We start from the raw sequence: 21,824 nt of genomic DNA, 5'->3' as shown, positions 1-21,824 counted from the left end.
CGTAGCACAAATGCCAAACATACGCTGCCCGAAGGGTTCTGCCTAGGGGCAATTTACTCTTTGTTGCCTACATGGATGTAGGTAAGGGGCGTGAGCAGGACGCGGAAGCTTTGCTCGGTTTTTACTTAGCCCACTAGGTCACAAACCTCGCGCCGCGATTAAATAGCCCCTAGATTGAACAAATTTTAATCCTGAAAGGTCAACAGGCCCTAGTTAACGATTAAAAAAAGTGTTTATTGTCCTCTGATCTCTTATAACCACGTAGCCAATACATAACCTCAAATAAAAATCCTGCCAACATTAAAATGATAGCGCCAGATTCATTCCCCATCGCGTAACAGGTAAAAGAGGCTATAAAAACCAAACAAGCTAAGGACCAATTAATTATATTCTGCATATTTTTACCTTTGTGTGTGTTTTTGTGTGTCTGTGTAATTTAACTGTAGACCTAAAATTAAACAGGTACAATCATCTTATAAAAAAAACATACCATTAATTACCTTGAGCTCGTAACACCATGTTGATAATCTAAGTACTTTAAAAATCAAGGGCCAATAAATAATGCAAACGTTTAAAGATCAGCACCCTATTCATACCGATATCAACGTAGCATGGGCTGATATGGATGCGCTACAACACGTAAATAATGTAGTGTATTTACGTTACTTTGAAATAGCCCGAATCGACTTTTTAAATAAAATAAATCTGTTCGACACAATAAGCCCAAACGGTGTGGGCCCAGTAATAAGCGAAAATAACGTTCGCTATAAACGCCCAGTAACTTTTCCCGACACACTCACTGTAGGCGTTACAATTACAGATCTTAAAACAGATCGCTTTACCATGAACTACACAGTTTACAGCCATGCACAAAAAGCAATAACGACTACGGGTGCATCTAAAGTTGTAATGTTTGATTTTACTACAGGGCAAAAAGCCCCAATCTCCGAGCCTCTTTTATCGGCTTTAATCAGCCATGCTCAAAACTAATTTAGTTAAGGAATTTTTATGCAATACAACCCACTAGGTAGCAGTGGCGTAAACGTATCTCGAGTGTGCCTAGGGAGTATGACTTGGGGTAAACAAAATACTCAAAGCGACGCTGATGAACAAATAGCCTACGCGCTAGAGCAAGGCGTAAACTTTATTGATACAGCCGAAATGTATGCTGTGCCTCCTTCGCCAGAGACCTATGGTAAAACCGAGGAAATTATTGGCAATTGGCTATCGCGTAATCAGCAAAAGCGCAGCGATGTGGTACTAGCTACAAAAATTGCAGGCAATGGATTATCGTGGGTACGTGATGGCGGCAATATTACTCGCCAAACAGTAATAGAAGCCGTGGATGATTCACTTAAGCGACTTCAAACAGACTACATTGATTTATATCAACTACATTGGCCAAACCGCTCTACCCCTCACTTTGGCAGACAATGGCCCGGCACTCTTAAATTTACCGACGTAAATACACAAGAGCAGCAAGCTAGTATGCTTGATATTCTAGAAGGCCTTAATGAATGTGTTAAAGCAGGTAAAATTAAGCACTGCGGTTTATCTGACGATACGCCATGGGGTATAAGCCAGTTTTTAAGTTTGGCCAAAGAGCATAACTTACCGCGTATGGTATCTATTCAAAATGAGTTTAGCTTAGCGCACGCTAAAGACTGGCCGTATTTAATAGAACAATGTGTACACGAAGATATTGCCTACTTACCGTGGTCGCCTTTAGCAGCCGGTTTATTAACGGGTAAATATCTAAATGGAGCTCGCCCTGAAGGCTCTCGTTGGACCTTCATGCAGCGCAACGGTATTTTTAGAGATACACCCAATGCAGAGCAAGCCACTAAGCAGTATGTTGAGCTGGCTCATGCAAACAATATAACTCCAGCACAACTAGCCTTAGCATGGTGTAACCAAGTAGATGGCGTAACTTCTTCAATTATTGGAGCAACATCTATAGCTCAACTAAAGGAAGATATAGACGCATTTAGCATAACGCTAAACGACGAAATTCTTAGTGAGATTAACACCATATTTAGAAGCCATCCGATGCCTTATTAAGCATGTATGAGTTAAAAGCAGCCTTGAATGAGGTTGCTTTTAACTAAAATATTTGACCCTACTACAACCAACACTATACTTTTATTAAGTTTTCTTAATTCAACGAACACTTATCAATGCTGAAAAACGGATACTATGCATTTTGCTTATTGATTGTATTTAACGCGCACGCCGTTGAGCAAAAAGTACAGCCTCTAGAAGAAATTATTTGGCTGCAAAGTTACACGCCCCCTTTTCATATAGCTAAAAGCGAAAGCGCACCACAAGGCGGAATTTGCGACAACCTAACCGAGCAACTCATCAGAACCATAACTGATGTAAAACATACTCGCTTAATTGTTCCTCAGCAGCGTATAAATAAATATTTAAATGAAGGGAAAAATGTATGTTTTCCGTGTGTTATTTATAAAAAAAATAATAACCAACAACTTAACTACTCAAATCCAACAACGGTATATCCCCCATTTTCAATTATCACGACTAAAGAGCTAAAGCCGCAATTAGAAGAAAAGCACGGCTCGCCTATTCACCTGATTAATTTATTAACCGACCCGCAATATATATACGGGCAAGCGGCTGCACGTAAATTTACAACTAAAATTAATACAATTATTGAAAATACAAAACGAGATAAAGAGTCTTCGTTAAGTTGGAGTAGCGAAAATGAAAGTCAGGCTGTTATAGCACGCTTGAGTCACGGCTTTTTAGACTACTCAATTGATTACCCGTTTATGGCTGATTACTTTAATAAACAAGGGGAGTATACGAATATAGAAAGTGTGCCAATTGCAGAAAATGACATTCAATTTATAAGAGGAGCAATAGGCTGTGCGGCTAAAGCACCTAATAATTTTGCAGAGCAAGCCCTTAAAAAAATTAACCGCGCATTAAAAGATAATGTACTTCAATCGCCTGAGTATCAACAAAGTCAGCATAATTGGCTTAAAACCACCTTTACTGACTTTGATAAACACTACCAACAGCAAGTCATTAATTTTTACTTACTTGCCACTGATGCTCAAGCAAACACTGATCATTAGCATAAAGCGCCACTGCAAAAATACTTTTAGCTGTTACCTCACCTACGCCCGACGGTGTACCTGTCATTATTACATCACCGTCTTCTAAGCTCATAAATTCACTAATTTCTTGTAAAATTGAGTCAGGGTTGTGCAGCATAAAATGAGTATCACCTCGCTGAATCACTTCATTATTAATTTTAAGTTCAAAGGTAAAGTGCTTCATTGCATCAGTTAGCGCTACAAAATCAGTTAAAATTACAGAGCCGTCGAACGCTTTAGCGCGCTCCCATGGAAGCCCTTTATTTTTTAATTTACTTTGCACAGTACGCTTAGTTAAATCAAGGCCGAGTCCAACACCTGCAAATTTTTTATCTTTAACTACAAAACACAACTCGGTTTCATAATGCAGCGTATCGCCGTTGTGAGCTGCAAATAACGTATTAGTAATTGCGCTATTTGGCTTATTAAATAAAACCATTTGATCTGGCGTTTCGTTATTTAGCTCTGCAATGTGTGCGGTATAATTACGACCAACACACACTACTTTTGATGGTGTTAATTCTTCAGATACTAACTTTATTGAATGCATATAAATAATGTCTCAGTTATTGGACCTGTTGACCTTTCAGGATTAAAATTTGTTCAATCTAGGGGCTATTTAATCGCGGCGCGAGATTTGTAACCTAGTGGGCTCGATAACTGCTCCTGCGTTATTCTACTGACTTACATCCCTGTAAGAATAAGTAAAAACCGAGCAACAAAGAGTAAATAGCCCCTAGGCAGAAGCCTTCGGGCAGCGCATGTTTGGCATTTGTGCTACGTTATCGCCTATTTATGGGGAATAACCACACTACACAGGCTCTGCCTTGCCTAAAAACCAAACATACTGCTGCAAATTTAACCTCGAAAGATAAACCGGCCCTAGCTAATAAGCGTTTCAAGTAAGCTCAAATTAATAGGTTTAAGTAAAACTCGGTCAATATTTAAATCTTTTATTTCTCTTGGATCTGGCTCTGCGCCACTTACAATCACTAAACGTAATTCAGGATATCGTTCATTAATTTGCTGACCTAAGTCTACGCCACGACCATCAGGTAAATGCATATCTAACAATACCTTATTAAATTGCTGGTCGTGATTAAGTATTTGCAAACATTGTGCGCAGCTAGACGCAATGACGGTTTCAACACCTAAACTTTCTAAAAGTAGTTGCGTAATTTGCGCTGCATCATGATCGTCTTCCACAAGTAAAAAGCGCTGCTTTTTCTCGGTTAAGCCATTACTACAATTTATATCTTTAGCTTGCGGTGCATGCTCTGGCGCTACCAAGTAATCTTGCAAACATTGATATAAAGCCGCGCTATCAACAGGCTTTGGTATTACATCGTTAAAACCAAGTGCAGCAAGCTCCTCATGTATGCCTTTCATAGTAGCGGCAGTGAGCGCAATTATTGGGCCTTTGTAGCCCATTTTTCTAAGCTCTATGGTAGCTTCCTTGCCGCCCATTACAGGCATATGAATATCAATAAAAATAATATCGTAAGGCGCTTTATACGCATCTGCTATGCGTACTTTTTCAAGTGCTTGCTGGCCATGTTCGGCATAATCTACGCGCGCACCACAGGTACTGATCATATGACCAACTAGCATGCGTAAATCACGTAAATCATCAACCACTAATACTCGCCCATGCACTTTGCATGGAGCCGATTTACTTTGTAATTGTGGGGCACTACTAAAATTAAGTACTTGTCGTTCTACTTCGCTAATATCACCTGGATATACCGAAATCGTAAATGTAGAACCTTTGCCTATTTCAGAGTGCAAACTAATATCACCGTGCATACGCGCTAACAATTCAGCACATATTGCCAAACCTAAGCCTGCGCCACCTACAGAGCGTGATTCTACATCGGCTATTTGTTCAAATGGCTTAAATATGAGTTCTTGTTTTTCAGGGGCAATGCCCATACCTGAATCTTTAATGCTAAAAAATAGCATTTCGCGATCATCAACCCATTGCGTCCACGCATTAACAACAATTTCGCCTTTATCGGTAAATTTAACCGCATTGTTTATTAGATTTATTAAAATTTGACGAACTCTTGTTGCATCAAGTCGTGCAACCAAAGGTAATGGCTGATGAGATTCAAAGCGCAGCGTAAGGCCCTTATCAAGCACCGATACGCGCATTAGCGTGTAAACATCGGCAAGCATGCTATCAAGGTTAACTTCGCTTAGGGTAAGTTCCAGTTTATCGGCAGCTATTTTTGATAAGTCGAGCACGTCGTTTAACAAGCTCAATAAGTGTTTACCATTTCGATAAATAACACCCAATTCATTTTCAGCTTGCTGACTAAAATCGCTCTGCATTAACAGTTCGGTGTAGCCTAAAATAGACGATAGAGGAGTACGTAACTCATGGCTCAAATGAGCTAAAAATCGATCTTTTGAACGGTTTTCGGCCTCAGCTTTTAAGCGCTCTACTCTCTCGCCTTCAACATCTTTACGTGCCAAAGCATAACGAATAGCACGCGCAAAGCGGCTCGAACTCATTTCTGTTTTAATTAAGTAATCTACTGCACCGGCATCAAGCGCCGCCGAGTCTAACTCGTCGTTTGACTGCCCGGTAAGCATAATAATCGGTCCGCTAAAGCCATTGGCAATTGCTTCTTTTAATACATCTAAACCATTCGATGCACCCAAGCGGTAATCAAGCAGGCAAATGTCGTGCTCATTTTTACTAAGCGTTGCAATTGCCTGCTCTGGGGAGCTTATCCATTGAATGTTAAACGTGTGTGAATCCAATTGGTCCAGATAGTCGCAGGTGAGTATGTAATCATCTTCATCGTCTTCTACAAGCAGCAACTGAGTCACTTTATCTAACATACAATCTCCATTAATCGTTAAATGTTGTCGGTAGCTCTACAAATTCTACCCAGTATTTTCCTAGCGTTTTCATCAAATCAACCAAACCATCAAACGTTACTGGTTTTGTAATGTAAGATGCAGCACCTAAGTTATACCCTTTAACCATGTCTTCTTCTTGTTTAGACGTAGTTAATATAACAACCGGAATTCCCTTTAAGTTAGGGTTTCCTTTTATAGCTTCAAGCGCTTCACGGCCATCCATTCTAGGCATATTTAAATCAAGTAATATAAGTCCAGGACGCGGCGAAACTGCTTTGTCTTCAAACTTACCTTTACGCTCTAAATACTCAAGCAACTCAACGCCATCTTCAACAAAATGAAGCTCGTTAAGTACACGACTTTCAGCAAGGGCATCCTGTGTTAACAAACGATCATCTTCATCGTCGTCTGCCATTAAAATAGTAATCGGTTTTACTTTTGAATAGGGCATTTAAGCCTCTCCTTGCAATGTGAAAAGCTCAGCTTCCACAGGTAGTTTTATAATAAAGGTTGCACCTTCACCGTCTTTACTTTGGGCTGTAATTGTTCCGCCGTGGCGCTCCACAATACGCCTACATACAGAAAGGCCAATACCCGTGCCTTTATATTGTGAGCGTCCATGCAAGCGCTGAAACGGTACAAATATTTTATCGGCATAGTCTTGTGAAAAACCAATACCGTTATCTTCTATGGTAATAACTTGAAAACTTAAATGAGTATTATGATCAGAGCTGAAAATATCTTCATCTTGATAACTAATTTTTATGTGTGGGTTTACGTCGGGACACCTAAATTTAACAGCGTTCGACAACAAATTTAAAAACAGCTGCTGCATTTGGCTTTTATCTGCCTGAATAACTGGCAAATCATCTACATCAATTTGTGCTTCAGACTCTTTTATCGCTATCTCTAAATCACTTAATATATCAGCTACAACTTCATTTAAATTCGTGTCATCAAAATCTTTACCACGCGTTGTAATTCGCGAAAACTCTAATAAGTCGTTTATTAAATTAGACATACGCTGCGCTGCATTTTTCATGCGCCCAATGTAATCCATCCCCTTTTCACCCAATTCATCTTTAAACATGGTTTCAAGACGGTCGCTAAAGGCTTGGATTTTTCTAAGAGGTTCTTGTAAATCATGGCTTGCTACAAAAGCAAACTCTTCAAGCTCTCGGTTACTACGGCTCAATTCATCTGAATATAATGTTAGCTCTTGTGTCCGTTCAGAAACCTTCATTGCTAATGTTTCGTTTTGTTTTTCAAGCTCAAAACGATATTGTGCTGCATTTCTTAAATTAAGGCGCGTCATAATAAACATACCAATAATCAGTAACGCACTCGTTATTGCTGTTATAGCGAATGTAATTTTAGCTTCATTTTTAATCTGTGCTAATTTAGAAAAATGGCTTACTTTAAAGAGTAATTCACGGTCTTGAATTTCATTAACATACTCTCTAATTTGCTTATAAAGCTTTCTTCCTTTATGCGTATTTAATACATACAACGCACGTCTTTCTTTGTCATCTAGCGCAAGGTTTACAGTTTGTTTTAATTCTTTAATTTTACTATCTACAAGAACTAACAACTGGGCTATACGCTCAGCTTGACCGTCAATCTCAGAGTGAAGCGACTTGACATGATCTGTTTGCGCTTCAATTTGGCCTACAGCATCGTAGTACGGCGTTAAATAGTCAGCCTCTTCTGTCAATAAATAACCACGCTGTCCTGACTCAGCCTGCACTATGGATAGATGCAGCTTCTCAATTGCAGTGGTTAGCATGCTAGTGTTGTCTAAACTTTTTTGGGTTTGTGTTAAGCCTTGAATCGTATTCAATGCTAAAAATGCGTTGCCCACAATAATACCTAGCACAACCACCATAAATGTTGCCCAAGTGATATTCGCCTTACCTTGCTGTTTTTTCTTGCTCATTTAGCTTCCCGAATTAAAGTTTATACAACACTTAATATTTATTGAGAGTCTGATATTTTTTGCAAACTTTCGCTGCACTGTTGGCAATTATTGATAATTTTATCAAGTGCATCTAACGCTTTTTCTTTTGGCATATCGTTTTCAAGTACCAATTTAATCAGCTCAGCATTCATCGAAATACGATTTAGCGGCCCTCTTGCATCGTGCACTAATTTATTGAGTTGCTCTGTTTGGTTATCGGATGTCATGCCCTTCCTCAAATCTATTTATATTCGCCAATACCGCCATATGCATTAAGGCGGTTATAAAGTGTTTTAGTACTAATACCCAGCATTTGTGCAGCAAGCGTTTTATTACCTTGCACCTTATCAAGCGTTGCATGAATAAGTTCTTTTTCAACTTCTTCAATTGTTTGCCCTGCTGATACAGGCTTTTCGGCAGCTTGATTATTAACGCGCGAAAAAGGTGACTCTAAGTTATCAGGTAAAATAATGTCGCTGGTTTGTGGGTCGCTCATAATAAATGCACGGTGTATAGCATGGCGGAGCTCTCGCACATTACCCGGCCATTCATAGCTTTGCAGCTCTTTGAGCTGTGCGGCAGTCCAACTAAAGGCAGTGCCGTTTTCGTCATTAAGTTGATCTAAAAAGGCTTTTGCTAATAAAGGTACATCTTCTTTTCTATCGCGAAGTGGCGGTATATCAATAGGAAAAACAGCCAACCTAAAGTAAATATCTTCACGAATAACATTATTTTGTGCTAAATCGGTAAGCGAGCGGTTAGTAGCTGAAATAACACGGCAATTAGTTGGTATTTCTCTGTTACCACCTACGCGTGTTACCTTTTTAGTTTCAAGCACTCGTAGTAAATTTGGCTGCATATCAATTGGCATTTCAGTTACTTCATCTAAAAACAAAGTACCGTTATTTGATTGCTCAAATACACCTTCTTTACGTGCAATTGCGCCTGTAAATGCGCCTTTTTCGTGGCCAAATAACTCACTACCAATTAACTCTTTGGAAAGTGCGCCACAGTTGCTAGCAACTAATGGCCCTTCGCACTGGCTTGCGTTATGAATAGCTTGAGCCACTACTTCTTTACCTGCACCACTTTCACCCATAAGCATCACGTTAGCATTTGTTTTAGCTACACGTTCAATCATGCTGTAAAGCTTTTGCATTGGCTCAGATTCACCAATCAAACCGCCAAAGTGGCGTACAATACCGCTCGACTTTGCTTTTTTAACTGCTTTTTTAGGGCCATTTAAAACGAGTTCTAAATCTTCACGTTGTAATGGTTTTAATAAATGCCCTACATTTGGCTCACACATATCAGCTAAAATACCTTTAACTGAAGGATGGCCCGAAATAAGTGTAATTTTTGGAGATTGCCCAATCGTTTTTAAGTGATCAAGTAAGTGCAAACCGCTACCATCAGGCAGCATAAAATCAAGCAGCACATGATCAAAGGCATTATTTTCAAACCATTGATGTGCTTCTTTTAAACTGGTAGCTGTGCTTATATTGTGGCCGAGGAATTCGACTATGTGGCAAACAACGTCACTAAATTCAACGTCGTCATCTACTAAAAGTATGTCTAACATGATAAATCCCTATTCTTTTTCCTTATTCTACGCATCCTAGATATTAATTTAAAGGTGCGCACAGAATCTAATTTTTAAAATAAACTTAAGCGATTAAATGCTATTAATGTTACCAACCTAATATTTACGTATGCTGAAAAAAATCGATCATAAATTATGATTAATAATTAAAATCGTTTCTATTTATAGAATGCTAGCAACTATTATTATTATTAAAAACCTAAAAAAGGAGACGAAATGCAGCAATTAAAAACCTTAATACATTCAGGTATTAATATTGACCAAGGCACTCAATTTACACGCTTAACAGCTCGCGCCATTGTAATTAAAAATAATAAAATACTTTTAATGTATACAAACCGTTATGAAGACTACAGCCTACCCGGCGGTGGAGTAGATGACGGCGAAAGCATTGAGCAAGGCTTAATTCGCGAACTAAGCGAGGAAACCGGTGCACAACAAATAAGTGTAGTTAAAGCTTATGGACTCTATGAAGAGTATCGTCCTTGGTATAAAGACGATTTTGATATTATTCATATTAAATCGTATTGCTTTGTATGCAGTATTGCCGACGAGTTTGGCAAAGCGCAGTTAGAGCATTACGAGCAGCAAAATGGCATGACAGCTAAATGGGTTGATATTAACGACGCAATTGCACATAACGAGCGCACCATTGCTAACAGTGAAAAACAAGGGCTTTCTATTTTACGAGAAACTTACTTATTAAAGCGCATTGCAAAGGAGCTAATATAAAGCTCTGTGTTTGTCCCAGAGGGTGTTGTAAATTTTGCAACGCCCAGAATATTTTACTACCTCGAGCACCTCAATTTTTATATTTAAAAAATACCCCTTCAGCAAAAATATAAATTTAACTAATAAAATCAGATGGATAAAAACAAAAGCAACTTTTTTAAAAACTGGCTCTAGCCTTGCACCTTTTGAATAACTAAATTTGTAAGGAGATAGAAATGAGTAACACAGTTAAAACGATTAACCCCGCAACTGAGCAAACCATTGAAACCTACACGCTACTTTCTCAAAAGGAAGCAGAACAGGTAATCGAAAAATCTCACGAAACATATTTAAAATGGCGATTAACGTCATTCACTGAACGTGCAAAATACCTTAATAAGTTAGCATCGCTATTTGAAGATCAAAAAGAAGCTATTGCAAAACTCATGACCGAAGAAATGGGTAAAGTTTACGAGCAAGGCTTTCAAGAAGTTGAACTATGTGCAGGAATTTGTCGTTATACAGCCGAACAAGGCCCACAAGTACTTGCTGACGAAGAACGTGATATGGACGGCGGCCGCGCAATTATCAGCTACCAACCAACAGGTGTACTATTAGGTATTCAACCGTGGAACTTTCCGCTTTATCAGGTAATTCGCTACAGTGCTGCTAACATCATGGCGGGTAACACAACCGTATTAAAACATGCTGGTAATGTATTTGGCATGGCTGAAAAAATAGAAGAGCTATTTAAACAAGCTGGTTTCCCAGAGTATTGCTTTAACAATCTACTTATCGACGGCAAAACAGCCAGTTCTTTAATTTCGCACAAAGCAATTAGCGGCGTAACCTTTACCGGTAGTGATGCGACAGGTAAAAAAGTAGCAGAAGAAGCAGGTAAACACGTTAAGAAAACGGTGTTAGAGCTTGGTAGTAACGACGCTTACTTAGTACTTGATGATGCAGACCTAGAGCTTGCAGTTAAAACCTGTGTAACTGGGCGCATGATCAATAACGGTGAAACGTGTGTTTCAGCTAAACGTTTCGTTGTTGTAGAGTCACTTTACGATGACTTTAAAGCGCAAATTAAAGAGCAATTTGAAGCCATGAAAATGGGCGATCCAATGGCTGATGACACAGACTTAGGTCCAATGGCACGTGAAGACTTACGCGACGGTATTCACGACCAAGTAATGGAATCAGTTAAAGCAGGTGCAAACATAGTAACGGGCGGCGAAATACCTTCGCAAACAGGCTATTACTACCCACCTACTCTACTAGATAACTTAGCCCCTGGTATGCCAGCCTACGACGACGAATTATTTGGCCCAGTAGCTTCGCTTATTAAAGCCAAAGACAACGACGATGCAATGCGCATCGCTAACGACTCTCGCTACGGTTTAGGCGGCGGTATTTTCTCTAAAGATGAGAAAAAAGCCATTGAACTAGCTAAAAAGTACTTTGACACAGGCATGATCAATATTAACGGCTACGGTTTAGCACAACCTAACCTACCGTTTGGTGGTGTTAAAGAAAGTGGCTACGGCCGAGAGCACGGCGGCTTTGGTATGCGCGAATTTGTGAATATCAAATGTATTATGATCAATAGCTAATTTAGCTGCATAAATGAAATAAGTGTTTTAAATACAGATTCTTAATACCTGTTTAAAATACAAAAATTACTAAGCCTAAAAGTGGTTACCCACTTTTAGGCTTTTTTGTGGGCTAGTGTTACTCAGTGTTATGCGCTTTAAAATACAAATTTAAAACCTCACTTCACAATTTAGCTTATTTGATAAAAACACAGGCATGATTTTTAAACAGTTTGAGTGCAAATAGCTCGATAAACTCGATTAAACACAGCACTAATAATTGAAATGTAGAAGCTGATACTGAACTTAGAGTTTATATAGATACAGATAGACTTAATCAGGCTGGCAATAATGAGTGAACAACGATCGTTGATAAAGTTGGTTTTCACGTGCAAAATAAAATCTTAAATTGTTGTTGCTTTGCATGGTGTAAAATTGAATCAGTTTATCGTTACGAATATTGAAAACTATGAGGAGAAAGTCTATGAGCTCTCTGAAAATATTGTTGAAGATTTTTTAAAATCCAAAAAAGTTCTTTCTAACACTTTAAAAGCCGAAACACTCTACGACCAAATAATAGAAGCTCATTTAGATTTTAAAAATAAGTTAAACTATTGGAATATGAGAACAGCAGCGAGCATGCTACTAGATTATAATCTAAACTACGAAATAAGAAGCTCATTGAACCGCCTAGCATTTAATCTTCTAAACTTGGGTAAACTATATTTAGATTGGCATTACTTTGAAGAATCTAAGAGAAATAAAAAAAAGAGTAAAAACAATACCCCTCCCAAAACACTTGCTTACGACATCACAGAAGATGAAGCAGTAATTAAAAAAGTTAGAGAACAACGTGAGAGTATTTTTGATAATAACAACCTTTACCGTATCGCTTGTAAACTAAGGGGCTATAGCCAACACAGTGCATTACCAATTAACAAATTTAGAACGAATAACATTAATAACACCGGAGGTTTTTTTATATGTTTTGAAATATTCTATGAATATGATGAATTAATAAAGATCGGTGTGCCGAAAGAGATTTTAAATGAATTCAAAACTATTGATTTAAAAGAGATTATAGATGGTTATGTTTATGCTATTGGACAGAAACATACACTTAATAGAGAACTAATTAGCGATGCGGTAGAGCTAGCTAAAAATAATATTAATGAGCTTACGAATAACTACTTTAATTCTAGTGGATTTAATAAATGCTATGGTCGAATTATTACCATGGGACTAGTAAAACATAATGTAAATACTGAGTGGTTTGATGTCGTGAATTATCTTCAAAATAAAAATTGCTTTAACATTAACCATTCAAGCGTTAGTTTTGATTCATTTTCAGCCAAAAAAAGTTAATTTTAATGCTCTCTGGACATTTTTCTTAAATTATTTTCTAAATATTCAAGAAAAAAAGCGATTAATTTTGTTTTTTCAGTTATTACTGGCCACTTTCTCCTTAAATAGAATTAGCGACGTTTCTACAATTTAAAAGAAGAAAATACTTATTAAGTGTTTGACTAGTAAATCTAATTAATATTGATATATTGCTTTTGAATATAAATAGGCGAAGTTACGGCAGAAAAAGAGGCTACTTTCTTATAATTAAACCGTTATTCATCTGAAGGGCTTATGAGTGAAATGAATGAGCAGTTAAAAATAGCGACTTCTTTAGCTAAAGAGAAGCGATTTGATGAAGCAATTGAATTATTGCAAACCATTATTCCTCAAATGGGCCAAATCGGTGGTTATAGCCACTCAAGTTATACAAAAATAATCCCTTACTTTCAAAAAGCAGGCAAGTACTTCGAAGTAGAAGAATATTGTAAAGGCGACTTGTTCGCAGCAGTTGTTACAGATTGCAGAAACGTTTTAGGGCATCAACCTGAAGAAACAATCAATGCATTTATTCATTTATTTACCTGTAAAATCTACGATAAGTTACGCCTCTGTGCTCAAAGAGAAAGTGATTTGGATTCCAAGCTACGTTTTGAAGATGCAGGGCGTTATCACTATGAAATCTATGAAAAGTGGTTAGATAAACAAGGTTTCAATCTAGGAAAAATATAACAAAGCTACGATCAGTCGCAAGATATTCGGGTCCGCGTCTTGCACTGCGCGCAGTGTAAGGTGACTAACGACCACTTCACGCTCTAAGACTTATTCAACTGATAGCTAAAAACTAGCAGCTATCACTTTTCCTCAAACCTCGGCACTTTTCGCTTATCTGCCTTATTCATAGCAAGCTCTTGGATTTCTTCATGCTTTAGATCTTCGGGTTTATCTTCTAGTGACTCCTGATTGGCGTTCTCAAAAGAAAGCTCAGTCAGTAGCGCAAAGTGATCAGAGCCATACTTAGCTAAGCGCTTAATACGTTTTACTTTAAAGCCTTCGCTGTGAAATAAGTGATCGAGCGGCCAACGCATAAAAAAGTAGCTTGCATGAAAGGTGTTATAAAAACCACGGCCTTTTCGAGGGTCTAAAAAGCCACTTATTTGCATAAACAAACGGGTGCTACGCGACCATGCTACGTCGTTTAAATCACCGGCAACTATGGTAGGTCGTGTTGGGTTTTTAAGTGCTTTAGCCACCATTATTAGCTCAGAGTCGCGCGGACGTGATGAGTCTTCCTCTGTCGGGCTTGGTGGTGCGGGGTGAATAAAGTGACCTTGCATTTGCAGGCCTTCATCATTTTCAAACAGAATATGAATTGAAGGAATATCTTCTTCTATTAGCTCACATATTTGTGCATCGAGTATTTTAAACTTGCTGTATAAGTGCATGCCATAACGATTGTCTTTAGGGCATTCTATGTAATACGGGTAATTTTTTTTAATGACTGATAATTTATTTTCCCACCAGCTATCGCTCTCAAGCGTAATAAGTAGGTCGGGTTGATGCTCATCTACAAGGCTAATTAGCTGCTCACTTTTATGGTTCGACATAAGTACATTTGCCGACATAATTCGTACGCTGTGGTCTATATGCTTTGGTGCGCTTTGCACTTCTTTTTTAGCAAGCCACGTATACGGGTAAATCCATTTACCTTGTAAAATCATTATAAATAATGAGGTTAAGGCTATAAATACATAACCTATTGCGCTACTTTGCCATAATAAAAACAACGATGTAACGGCTACAAAACTGGCAATATAAAATACTTGTAAGCGCACAAAGTCGCAGCTACGCACTAAGTAATGCTGGCTGTACGACATAGGCAACAAGGTAACCAGTAAAAAAAAGCCAATAATTATAGCCAGCGCAATAAGCATTTTAATATCCTTATAAAGTTAGTTTAGCGACTTAAAATTGAAAGTATTTCTCGGGTGTCGTGCACCATATGGATAACTGTACGGTCTATTTCTATACTCACTGTACCATTATCTCTAGAGCGTTCAATCACTCTACCTCGTTTATATAAATCACGATCTAAATAGTCGCCTCGGTGGTAGCTTTTACTTAGCCCTGGTGGCGTCCAACCTGCGCGAATTAACTGCTTTGCCTCTTTTTTAGAAAGGTAGTCATTGTCGTTGTGTTTATGTGAATGATGCTTATTATGGCCGTGTTTATGACCATGCTTATCTTTATGCGGTTTCGCATCTGCGCTTATTGAACATAAAGCCAATGCTATTAGTGCTGTGTATGTTAGTGCTCTCATAAATAATCTCTAGCGTAATTAATAGCTAAAGGTTAACAAACACGGCTGAACATCATATGAAACAGCTTACATTTATTTAACGTTGTTTATATTGTGTTTTACAGTGGCTTCGCATAATAGCGGGATCGCGTAATTTTAAGTGTTTTGTTTTACGACCAGCATGGCGTTTACGCCACACTTTAAAACTGCCTTTTGAAATATGTTCGCGCATAAATACCACCAGCTGCGGGTATTTTAATCCGTATAACTGCTCTATTGCCTCAAAAGGGGTTCTATCTTCCCACGCCATTTCGATAATGCGTGACTGCTGCTCTGCGTTAAACATGGTATATCTCACAAAATTTAACTTATACGCTAGGTAAAAATACTTAGATCAATGCAATTAAGCTCAGTAACTGTATAATTGGCGTTCAATTTATGTATTTTAAAAGATATCGAATTTTTATTTATGCGCGCAATATTTCTGTTTTTAGCTTTAACTTTACCTTCATTATTACTTGCAGCGCCAAGTAAGACTTTGCGCTGCGTAACAACTCACTACCCGCCTTTTACTATATTTGATGAGAAAAGCGATACGTTCACGGGTTTAGATATTGAATACTTAACCTTTATTGAGCGTAACTTAAATCTTAAAATTGACGTAATTCATCTGCCATGGGCGCGCGTTAAAAAAGAAATGGCGCTGGGCTACTACGACTGCTATTTCTCTTTGGCCAATACAGAGGAACGAGCAAGGTATTTAGATTTTACAAGCGTGCCCTTGCATACTACTAAGTATGGTTTATTTGCTTTAAACAAAGATAAATTGCTCACTGACGATTTATCAAATACCCCAATAGCAATGCTGCGCGGCGTTCCTGTGCCTGAGGTTATTGCTAAAAAGTATAACCTTGATGAGAATAATCTGCTTCGTTCACTTTCAACTAAAGACACTTTTGAGCTGCTAGAAAAAAATCGCGTTGAATATGCAATAACTAACTATCAAGCGGGTTTGTGGTACTCAAAGGAATATAAAAACGTATCCGCTAGGCAGCTCAATGAGTTTACGTTTCCTACTTACATTGCTTTTAAGCGTGGCGTAATAGATACAAAATTAGTTGATGAGCAAATAAAGCGTTTTAAAACACAAACTCAATAATTAACACCGCACACGTTAAGAGATAACCAATGTTTACAAAACTACCAAAGTGGGTTGAATATGGCGCGTTTACGCTCGCATTTATAGCGGGCATAGTAAACGCTGTAGGCTTATTAGGATTTGAGCACCAGGCTATTTCGCATGTATCTGGCTCTGTTACTTTACTTGGTATTAAAGCAATAACTAATCCTAGTACTGCCTTATTGCTACTTTCAATAATTATTAGCTTTATGTTGGGTTCGGCACTGTCGGGCTTTTTGCTCTCTGGTGGCTCATTAAAGCTTGGTCGTCATTACGACACTTTGCTTTTTATTGAAGGATTGCTACTACTTGCGAGTGCTTATTTACTCAAAAACACATTCGTTTACGGCATTGTTTTAACGTCAGCTGCGTGTGGGTTACAAAATGCGCTAGCAACTAATTACAGTGGTGCTGTTATACGTACGACACATTTAACCGGTATTTTTACTGACCTTGGTTTAATGCTAGGTAAAGCGCTTAAAGGTGAGCAATTTGATACCCGTAAAGGCGTTATGTTTTTACTCATTATTGCAGGCTTTTTAATAGGCGGTATAACCGGCTACGTTTTATTTAAGCATTACTTAGTGCTGGCTTTGGTGTTTCCTGCTGTGGCTTGTTTTGTTTTATCAATTACATATCGGGTTTACAGGTTACGTACGCTTTAACGCAACAAGTTTAAATGCATATTAAAACCGCATATTATAGAGGCAATGCAATATAGATTACTTTCAAGGAATGTATGAAACCTTATTTTTTGCCGCTGATATTACCCTTTAGCCACACTGCGTTTGCCAATAATCAAAACAACGATGCAATAGAAACCATAACAACTACGGCATCACGTATTGAAGCACTATCTACCCCACTCCCTTTATCAATAAGTACACTTAGTGAAGCGCAGCTAAATAGCATAGCGCCTACCCATATTGAAGAAGCCCTGCAACGTGTAGCAGGGGCTAATATTCAACGCGGAAATGGCCAAGAGTATTTACCCGCACTTCGCTCTCCGGTACTTTCGGGCGCAGGCGCATGTGGTGGCATATTAACCTTAGAAGATGGTATACCACTGAGAGCCGCTGGGTTTTGTAACATAAACGAGCTATTTGAGGCGCACAGCGAAATGGCGCAGCGCATTGAAGTGCTAAAAGGCCCTGGCTCTGCGCTTTATGGCTCAAACGCTGTGCATGGTGTTATTAATGTAATAACGCCCGACACCACACAAGGCGGTGGCTTAGTTGGTTTAGATTATGGCTCGTACGGTTATACTCGCTACAAATTACGCTCAGGGCAAGATTACGGCAACAGCGGTATAGGCATTAACGCAAGTGTTACCGACGATAGCGGTTACCGCGACGACGAAAGCGTAGAGCAACAAAAAGTAAATATTCGCCATCGCTATTCAATTAATAATTTACTACTAACTTCAGGGCTTACTTACACAAATCTTGATCAGCAAACGGCTGGATTTATTACAGGCTTTGAAAGTTATAAAAACGAAGACCTCGCGCAAAAAAACTTTGACCCTGACGCATTTAGAAAAGCACGTGCATTTAGAGCATGGAGCAATGCAACATGGCAATTAAATAACGATGATGTGCTCTCTACTACGTTATATTTTCGCGACCAAAGCATGGACTTTTTTAAGCACTTTTTACCCGGCACACCGCTTGAAACAAACAGCCAAACAGGTTTTGGCATACAATCGCTTTATCAATATAATTTACAAAGTAATATAAAAATAAACCTAGGGCTTGATGGCGAATACACGCAAGCCGACTTTATTCAAAGCCAAAACGAGCCAACTCAGGGCTCTGCATTTTTAGTTGCTACAGTCCCCCAAGGTAAGCATTACGATTACGATGTAAACGCCACGCTTTATGCCCCTTTTGCATCGCTTGATTGGCAATTAAATAAATGGTTACTTACCGCAGGTTTGCGCTACGAGCATATGCAGTACGACTACACCAATAATATGCTAGCAGGTAGAACAAAAGACGATGGCACAGAATGCGGCTTTGGTGGCTGCCGATACAGCCGCCCAGCGAGTGCTAAAAATAGTTTTAGTAATCTATCGCCAAAGCTTGGGGTTAGTTATCAGTACAATACAAATAACACGCTTTATGCGAACTTTTCTCGTGGTTACAGAGCGCCACAAGCGGCTGAGCTATACCAATTACAACGCGAGCAAACTACTGCAAATTTAAGCGCCGAAATAGCGAATAACGCAGAGCTGGGTATTAAAGGGATTTACGAAAAACTACGTTATGGTGTGTCACTTTACGCTATGAGTAAACACAATACGATTTATCGCGATAGTGATTTTTTTACGGTAAATAATGGCAGCTCTCGCCATCGTGGTATTGAGCTTGAGCTTGACTACCAGCTCACTAAGTCGCTTGCGCTTAACTTTGCAGGCACTCACGCAAAGCATACTTATACTAACAACCAAATACTTAACGGTTTAAATATAAACGGCAACGACATAGACACCGCGCCGCGTAATATTGCTAATCTCGATTTAACATGGCAGGCACTCAGTAATACGCAATTTGCTTTGCAGTGGCACCGCGTTGGTAACTACTACACCGACCCAGAAAACTTAAATAAATACCAAGGGCATGATGTTTTAAGCCTGCGCGCACAGTGGCAAGTTACTAGTAATCTTGAGCTACTTGCTCGTATTATTAACTTAACTGATGAGGCTTATGCGGAGCGCGCCGATTACACCAGTTTCACCGGTGACAGATACTTCCCGGGCAGGCCTCGTAACGCGATGCTTTCGGCAACTTATACGTGGTAGTGCTTATTTAAGGACTAAGCTAATTTAGCTGATTTAAGTCGCTCATGTATTTCATGGGCGACTTTTTCATTACCTTTTTAAACATAGTAATAAACGCACTCACCGACTCATACCCTAATAACTCCGACACCTGCTGCACACTTTGCTTATCAGAAAGCGCTTTTAAGGCTGTAATTATATGCAATTGCGTACGCCATTTTCCAAATGCCATGCCTGTTTCTTTTTTAATTAACCGCGCTAATGTGCGCTCAGTTAATGCAAACTGCTTAGCCCATTGTGGTAGTGTTTTTCGGTTATTTGGCATATTTATAAGCTGATCGCTCATGGTTTGAATTATCTCGTTTTTAGATAATACAAAATCCAGTGGTTGTACGGGCATTTCAATAAGTTGATCAAATAACACCTGCGCTAAACGCGCTGTTTTACTATTTAAAGTATAGTGCTGATTATGCCCAGCCAACTCACACATTAGCTCTTTAACCAGCGGCGTAATGGCTAACGTACAGGTATTTAACGGCATACCGTTTTTACTACTATCAATAAATAAATGACAAAGCTGCGCGTTATCAGACGCCCTATTGCTATGCACCTTTTGTGCTGGGATCCAAATTGCACTGTGCGTAGGCACCATCCACATTTTTGCCGACACTTCACACGTTACATAACCATGTAGCGCTAAAATTAATTGCCCTTTTGGATGGGTATGCAGTGGTATTTCGTGACTTGCATGGGCATGCTCTATTTTGGCTATTATGGGCTGCGCCATAGTTTCAAAATTTTTAATGTCGTCCCAGCCAATTGCATCAAACATAGTTTTGTCTGTTTTTAGTTATTTAATGTCATTATCTCTAAATTATAGTTTTTGCTAAGCCTTTATACTAGCGCCCATTAAGTATTAGCTTTAATGGTCTCCCCTTTTGTTAAATAACACACCTAAATCACGCTTTGCTGGCATATTACTTGTGCTTGGCATATTACTTATTGCCGCAAATTTACGCGCCACATTTACAGGTATTGCACCTGTGCTTGAACAAATTATTAATCACTTTGGGCTTAGCGCATCGCAAGCTGGGTTTTTAACAACATTGCCACTCATTGCCTTTGCGGTTGTATCGCCAATGGCCGCAACTCTTGCTAAAAAGCAGGGGTTAGAGCGCACCTTGTTTGTAGCTTTGTTATTTATACTTGCTGGGGTTGCAGCGCGGGTAATAAATACCTCAGCCATGCTTTTTGTAGGCACCGCTATTATTGGTGTGGGCATTGCCATTGCAAACGTATTATTACCAAGTTTAATTAAGCGCGACTTTCCTGCAAAGGTTGCGTTAATGACCTCAGCCTACGTGCTTACTATGGGCGTGGTATCGGGTGGGTTTTCTACTTTGGTATTTCCGCTTAGTCAGTTAAACGGATTAGGATGGCAACTTGCGCTGGGCTCATCAGCTCTTATTACTTTGGCGAGTATTATTGTATGGATGTCGCAATTAAGTAAGCACACAAAACCCGCGAGTATTGCTCAACACACTGACACGTCAAAAAGTGTATGGCGTTATTTACTAGCATGGCAAATTACTCTACTGCTGGGCTTAAACTCGTTTTTAAATTATATAATTATTACGTGGTTACCAAGCATATTAACCGAAACCGGTCACTCAGCTACCCAAGCAGGTGCTTATCATGGTGCTTTTCAAATAGCGACTGCATTACCGGGTTTAATATTAATCCCCCTATTGGCAAAATTAAAAGATCAAAGCGCGCTTAGCTTTATTTTAGCCATGTTGAGTGCACTCAGTGCATTGGGGCTGCTTTACATGCCTAGCTTTGCTTTTGTTTGGACCCTAATGCTGGGTTTTTGCTCTGGGGCATGTTTTATATTGGGGCTGTCGTTTATTAGTTTACGAACTGACGATTCGCAACAAGCAGCGTCGCTTTCGGGAATGTCGCAAAGCGTAGGTTATTTGCTCGCGGCTATTGGTCCTATGCTAGCGGGTGCATTACACACGACTACGGGAAGTTGGAGTGCACCATTATGGCTGTGCGCTATTGCAGGAGTACTGTGTGCTTTATGTGGTTTGGGCAGTGGTAAAAACACCACTTTAGCTAAATCAGCTAACTAGCTGCTGTAACCACGAAAATAAACCAGACGAAGGTTTACTACTCGCATGCTTTTGCTCATAGCGTTTATTCGTTGCTTCGCGCTGTTCACGGCGCTCTTGTGCTAAATTAGCTTTTGCAGCAAAACGCAAGCGCTGCTCTTGAGTAAGCTCATCATTAAAGCTAATGGCTGACTTTTTAACGGCTCGGCTACTTTTAGGTGAACTACACATATATTTCTCCACATGACGGTC

At 39.1% G+C, this 21,824-nt stretch carries 22 protein-coding genes; 11 read left to right on the top strand and 11 right to left on the bottom strand.

Translation table 11 applies throughout. The features are described from left to right. The first annotated feature begins 561 nt into the window (after nucleotides 1–561). The 3 genes from H5122_RS06965 (at nucleotide 562) to H5122_RS06955 (ending at nucleotide 3,101) form a co-directional block, all read left to right on the top strand. The gene (locus tag H5122_RS06965; RefSeq protein WP_182681773.1) at nucleotides 562–990 is read left to right on the top strand and encodes a thioesterase family protein; all 429 of its coding nucleotides are present in this window, start codon (nucleotides 562–564) and stop codon (nucleotides 988–990) included. 18 nt (nucleotides 991–1,008) lie between these two features. Next, nucleotides 1,009–2,061 (top strand): aldo/keto reductase, encoded by a 1,053-nt coding sequence (locus H5122_RS06960; protein WP_182681772.1) that lies wholly within the window; start codon nucleotides 1,009–1,011, stop codon nucleotides 2,059–2,061. A gap of 116 nt (nucleotides 2,062–2,177) precedes the next feature. After that, entirely contained in the window at nucleotides 2,178–3,101 is a 924-nt protein-coding gene (locus H5122_RS06955; protein ID WP_182681771.1) for an ABC transporter substrate-binding protein, read from the top strand. On the opposite strand, the gene H5122_RS06950 is transcribed toward H5122_RS06955, so the two are convergent. The 6 genes from H5122_RS06950 to H5122_RS06925 all read right to left on the bottom strand — a co-directional run bounded on the left by H5122_RS06950 (nucleotide 3,052) and on the right by H5122_RS06925 (nucleotide 9,532). After that, nucleotides 3,052–3,672 (bottom strand): fumarylacetoacetate hydrolase family protein, encoded by a 621-nt coding sequence (locus H5122_RS06950; RefSeq protein ID WP_149602190.1) that lies wholly within the window; start codon nucleotides 3,670–3,672, stop codon nucleotides 3,052–3,054. The genes H5122_RS06955 and H5122_RS06950 overlap by 50 nt on opposite strands. A 332-nt stretch (nucleotides 3,673–4,004) precedes the next feature. Next, complete coding sequence (locus tag H5122_RS06945) at nucleotides 4,005–5,972, bottom strand: hybrid sensor histidine kinase/response regulator (RefSeq protein ID WP_039485072.1); 1,968 nt, start codon at nucleotides 5,970–5,972, stop codon at nucleotides 4,005–4,007. Between the two features lie 10 nt (nucleotides 5,973–5,982). Next, on the bottom strand, nucleotides 5,983–6,444 hold the full coding sequence (locus tag H5122_RS06940; RefSeq protein WP_039485075.1) for a response regulator: 462 nt from the start codon (nucleotides 6,442–6,444) through the stop codon (nucleotides 5,983–5,985). Further along, nucleotides 6,445–7,929 carry an ATP-binding protein gene (locus H5122_RS06935; RefSeq protein WP_182672848.1) on the bottom strand — a complete coding sequence of 495 codons (1,485 nt, stop codon included), beginning with the start codon at nucleotides 7,927–7,929 and terminating at the stop codon, nucleotides 6,445–6,447. It lies immediately after the preceding gene. A gap of 38 nt (nucleotides 7,930–7,967) precedes the next feature. Beyond that, nucleotides 7,968–8,177: a histidine kinase gene (locus H5122_RS06930; RefSeq protein WP_039485081.1), complete on the bottom strand. Its 210-nt coding sequence runs from the start codon at nucleotides 8,175–8,177 to the stop codon at nucleotides 7,968–7,970. Nucleotides 8,178–8,191: 14 nt separating this feature from the next. After that, nucleotides 8,192–9,532, bottom strand: coding sequence for a sigma-54 dependent transcriptional regulator (locus H5122_RS06925; RefSeq protein ID WP_182673313.1), 1,341 nt, complete (start codon nucleotides 9,530–9,532; stop codon nucleotides 8,192–8,194). 237 nt (nucleotides 9,533–9,769) lie between these two features. Between H5122_RS06925 and H5122_RS06920 the strand changes: the two genes are divergently transcribed. The 4 genes from H5122_RS06920 (at nucleotide 9,770) to H5122_RS06905 (ending at nucleotide 13,932) form a co-directional block, all read left to right on the top strand. Further along, the gene (locus tag H5122_RS06920) at nucleotides 9,770–10,285 is read left to right on the top strand and encodes an NUDIX hydrolase (RefSeq protein WP_182672850.1); all 516 of its coding nucleotides are present in this window, start codon (nucleotides 9,770–9,772) and stop codon (nucleotides 10,283–10,285) included. 215 nt (nucleotides 10,286–10,500) lie between these two features. Beyond that, a complete protein-coding gene (locus H5122_RS06915) occupies nucleotides 10,501–11,877 on the top strand; it encodes an NAD-dependent succinate-semialdehyde dehydrogenase (protein ID WP_182672851.1) in 1,377 nt (458 codons plus the stop codon). Between the two features lie 414 nt (nucleotides 11,878–12,291). Further along, complete coding sequence (locus H5122_RS06910) at nucleotides 12,292–13,221, top strand: hypothetical protein (RefSeq protein WP_182681770.1); 930 nt, start codon at nucleotides 12,292–12,294, stop codon at nucleotides 13,219–13,221. Nucleotides 13,222–13,503: 282 nt separating this feature from the next. After that, the gene (locus H5122_RS06905) at nucleotides 13,504–13,932 is read left to right on the top strand and encodes a hypothetical protein (RefSeq protein ID WP_182673310.1); all 429 of its coding nucleotides are present in this window, start codon (nucleotides 13,504–13,506) and stop codon (nucleotides 13,930–13,932) included. Nucleotides 13,933–14,054: 122 nt separating this feature from the next. Here H5122_RS06905 and H5122_RS06900 read toward each other — a convergent pair whose 3' ends face one another. The 3 genes from H5122_RS06900 to H5122_RS06890 form a co-directional block, all read right to left on the bottom strand. Continuing rightward, nucleotides 14,055–15,134 carry an endonuclease/exonuclease/phosphatase family protein gene (locus tag H5122_RS06900; protein ID WP_182681769.1) on the bottom strand — a complete coding sequence of 360 codons (1,080 nt, stop codon included), beginning with the start codon at nucleotides 15,132–15,134 and terminating at the stop codon, nucleotides 14,055–14,057. Between the two features lie 23 nt (nucleotides 15,135–15,157). Beyond that, complete coding sequence (locus H5122_RS06895) at nucleotides 15,158–15,520, bottom strand: hypothetical protein (protein ID WP_024595125.1); 363 nt, start codon at nucleotides 15,518–15,520, stop codon at nucleotides 15,158–15,160. Between the two features lie 76 nt (nucleotides 15,521–15,596). Next, a complete protein-coding gene (locus tag H5122_RS06890) occupies nucleotides 15,597–15,845 on the bottom strand; it encodes a TIGR03643 family protein (protein ID WP_024595124.1) in 249 nt (82 codons plus the stop codon). Between the two features lie 123 nt (nucleotides 15,846–15,968). Here H5122_RS06890 and H5122_RS06885 point away from each other — a divergent pair, with 123 nt between their 5' ends. The 3 genes from H5122_RS06885 to H5122_RS06875 all read left to right on the top strand — a co-directional run bounded on the left by H5122_RS06885 (nucleotide 15,969) and on the right by H5122_RS06875 (nucleotide 19,479). Continuing rightward, nucleotides 15,969–16,658: an ABC transporter substrate-binding protein gene (locus H5122_RS06885; protein ID WP_182681768.1), complete on the top strand. Its 690-nt coding sequence runs from the start codon at nucleotides 15,969–15,971 to the stop codon at nucleotides 16,656–16,658. A gap of 29 nt (nucleotides 16,659–16,687) precedes the next feature. Further along, nucleotides 16,688–17,344 (top strand): YoaK family protein, encoded by a 657-nt coding sequence (locus tag H5122_RS06880; RefSeq protein ID WP_182681767.1) that lies wholly within the window; start codon nucleotides 16,688–16,690, stop codon nucleotides 17,342–17,344. 74 nt (nucleotides 17,345–17,418) lie between these two features. Next, nucleotides 17,419–19,479, top strand: coding sequence for a TonB-dependent receptor (locus H5122_RS06875; protein WP_182681766.1), 2,061 nt, complete (start codon nucleotides 17,419–17,421; stop codon nucleotides 19,477–19,479). A gap of 19 nt (nucleotides 19,480–19,498) precedes the next feature. Here H5122_RS06875 and H5122_RS06870 read toward each other — a convergent pair whose 3' ends face one another. After that, complete coding sequence (locus H5122_RS06870; protein WP_182681765.1) at nucleotides 19,499–20,290, bottom strand: helix-turn-helix domain-containing protein; 792 nt, start codon at nucleotides 20,288–20,290, stop codon at nucleotides 19,499–19,501. 106 nt (nucleotides 20,291–20,396) lie between these two features. On the opposite strand from H5122_RS06870, the gene H5122_RS06865 reads away from it, so the two are divergent. Further along, entirely contained in the window at nucleotides 20,397–21,593 is a 1,197-nt protein-coding gene (locus H5122_RS06865; protein WP_149602180.1) for an MFS transporter, read from the top strand. Here the strand turns inward: H5122_RS06865 and H5122_RS06860 are convergent. After that, nucleotides 21,582–21,803 (bottom strand): hypothetical protein, encoded by a 222-nt coding sequence (locus H5122_RS06860; RefSeq protein ID WP_182673303.1) that lies wholly within the window; start codon nucleotides 21,801–21,803, stop codon nucleotides 21,582–21,584. The genes H5122_RS06865 and H5122_RS06860 overlap by 12 nt on opposite strands. Nucleotides 21,804–21,824 lie beyond the last annotated feature (21 nt).

The organism is Pseudoalteromonas sp. SG43-8 (assembly GCF_014164245.1).
Lineage (GTDB): Bacteria > Pseudomonadota > Gammaproteobacteria > Enterobacterales > Alteromonadaceae > Pseudoalteromonas > Pseudoalteromonas distincta.
This window is presented reverse-complemented; position numbering and strand designations above follow the sequence as displayed.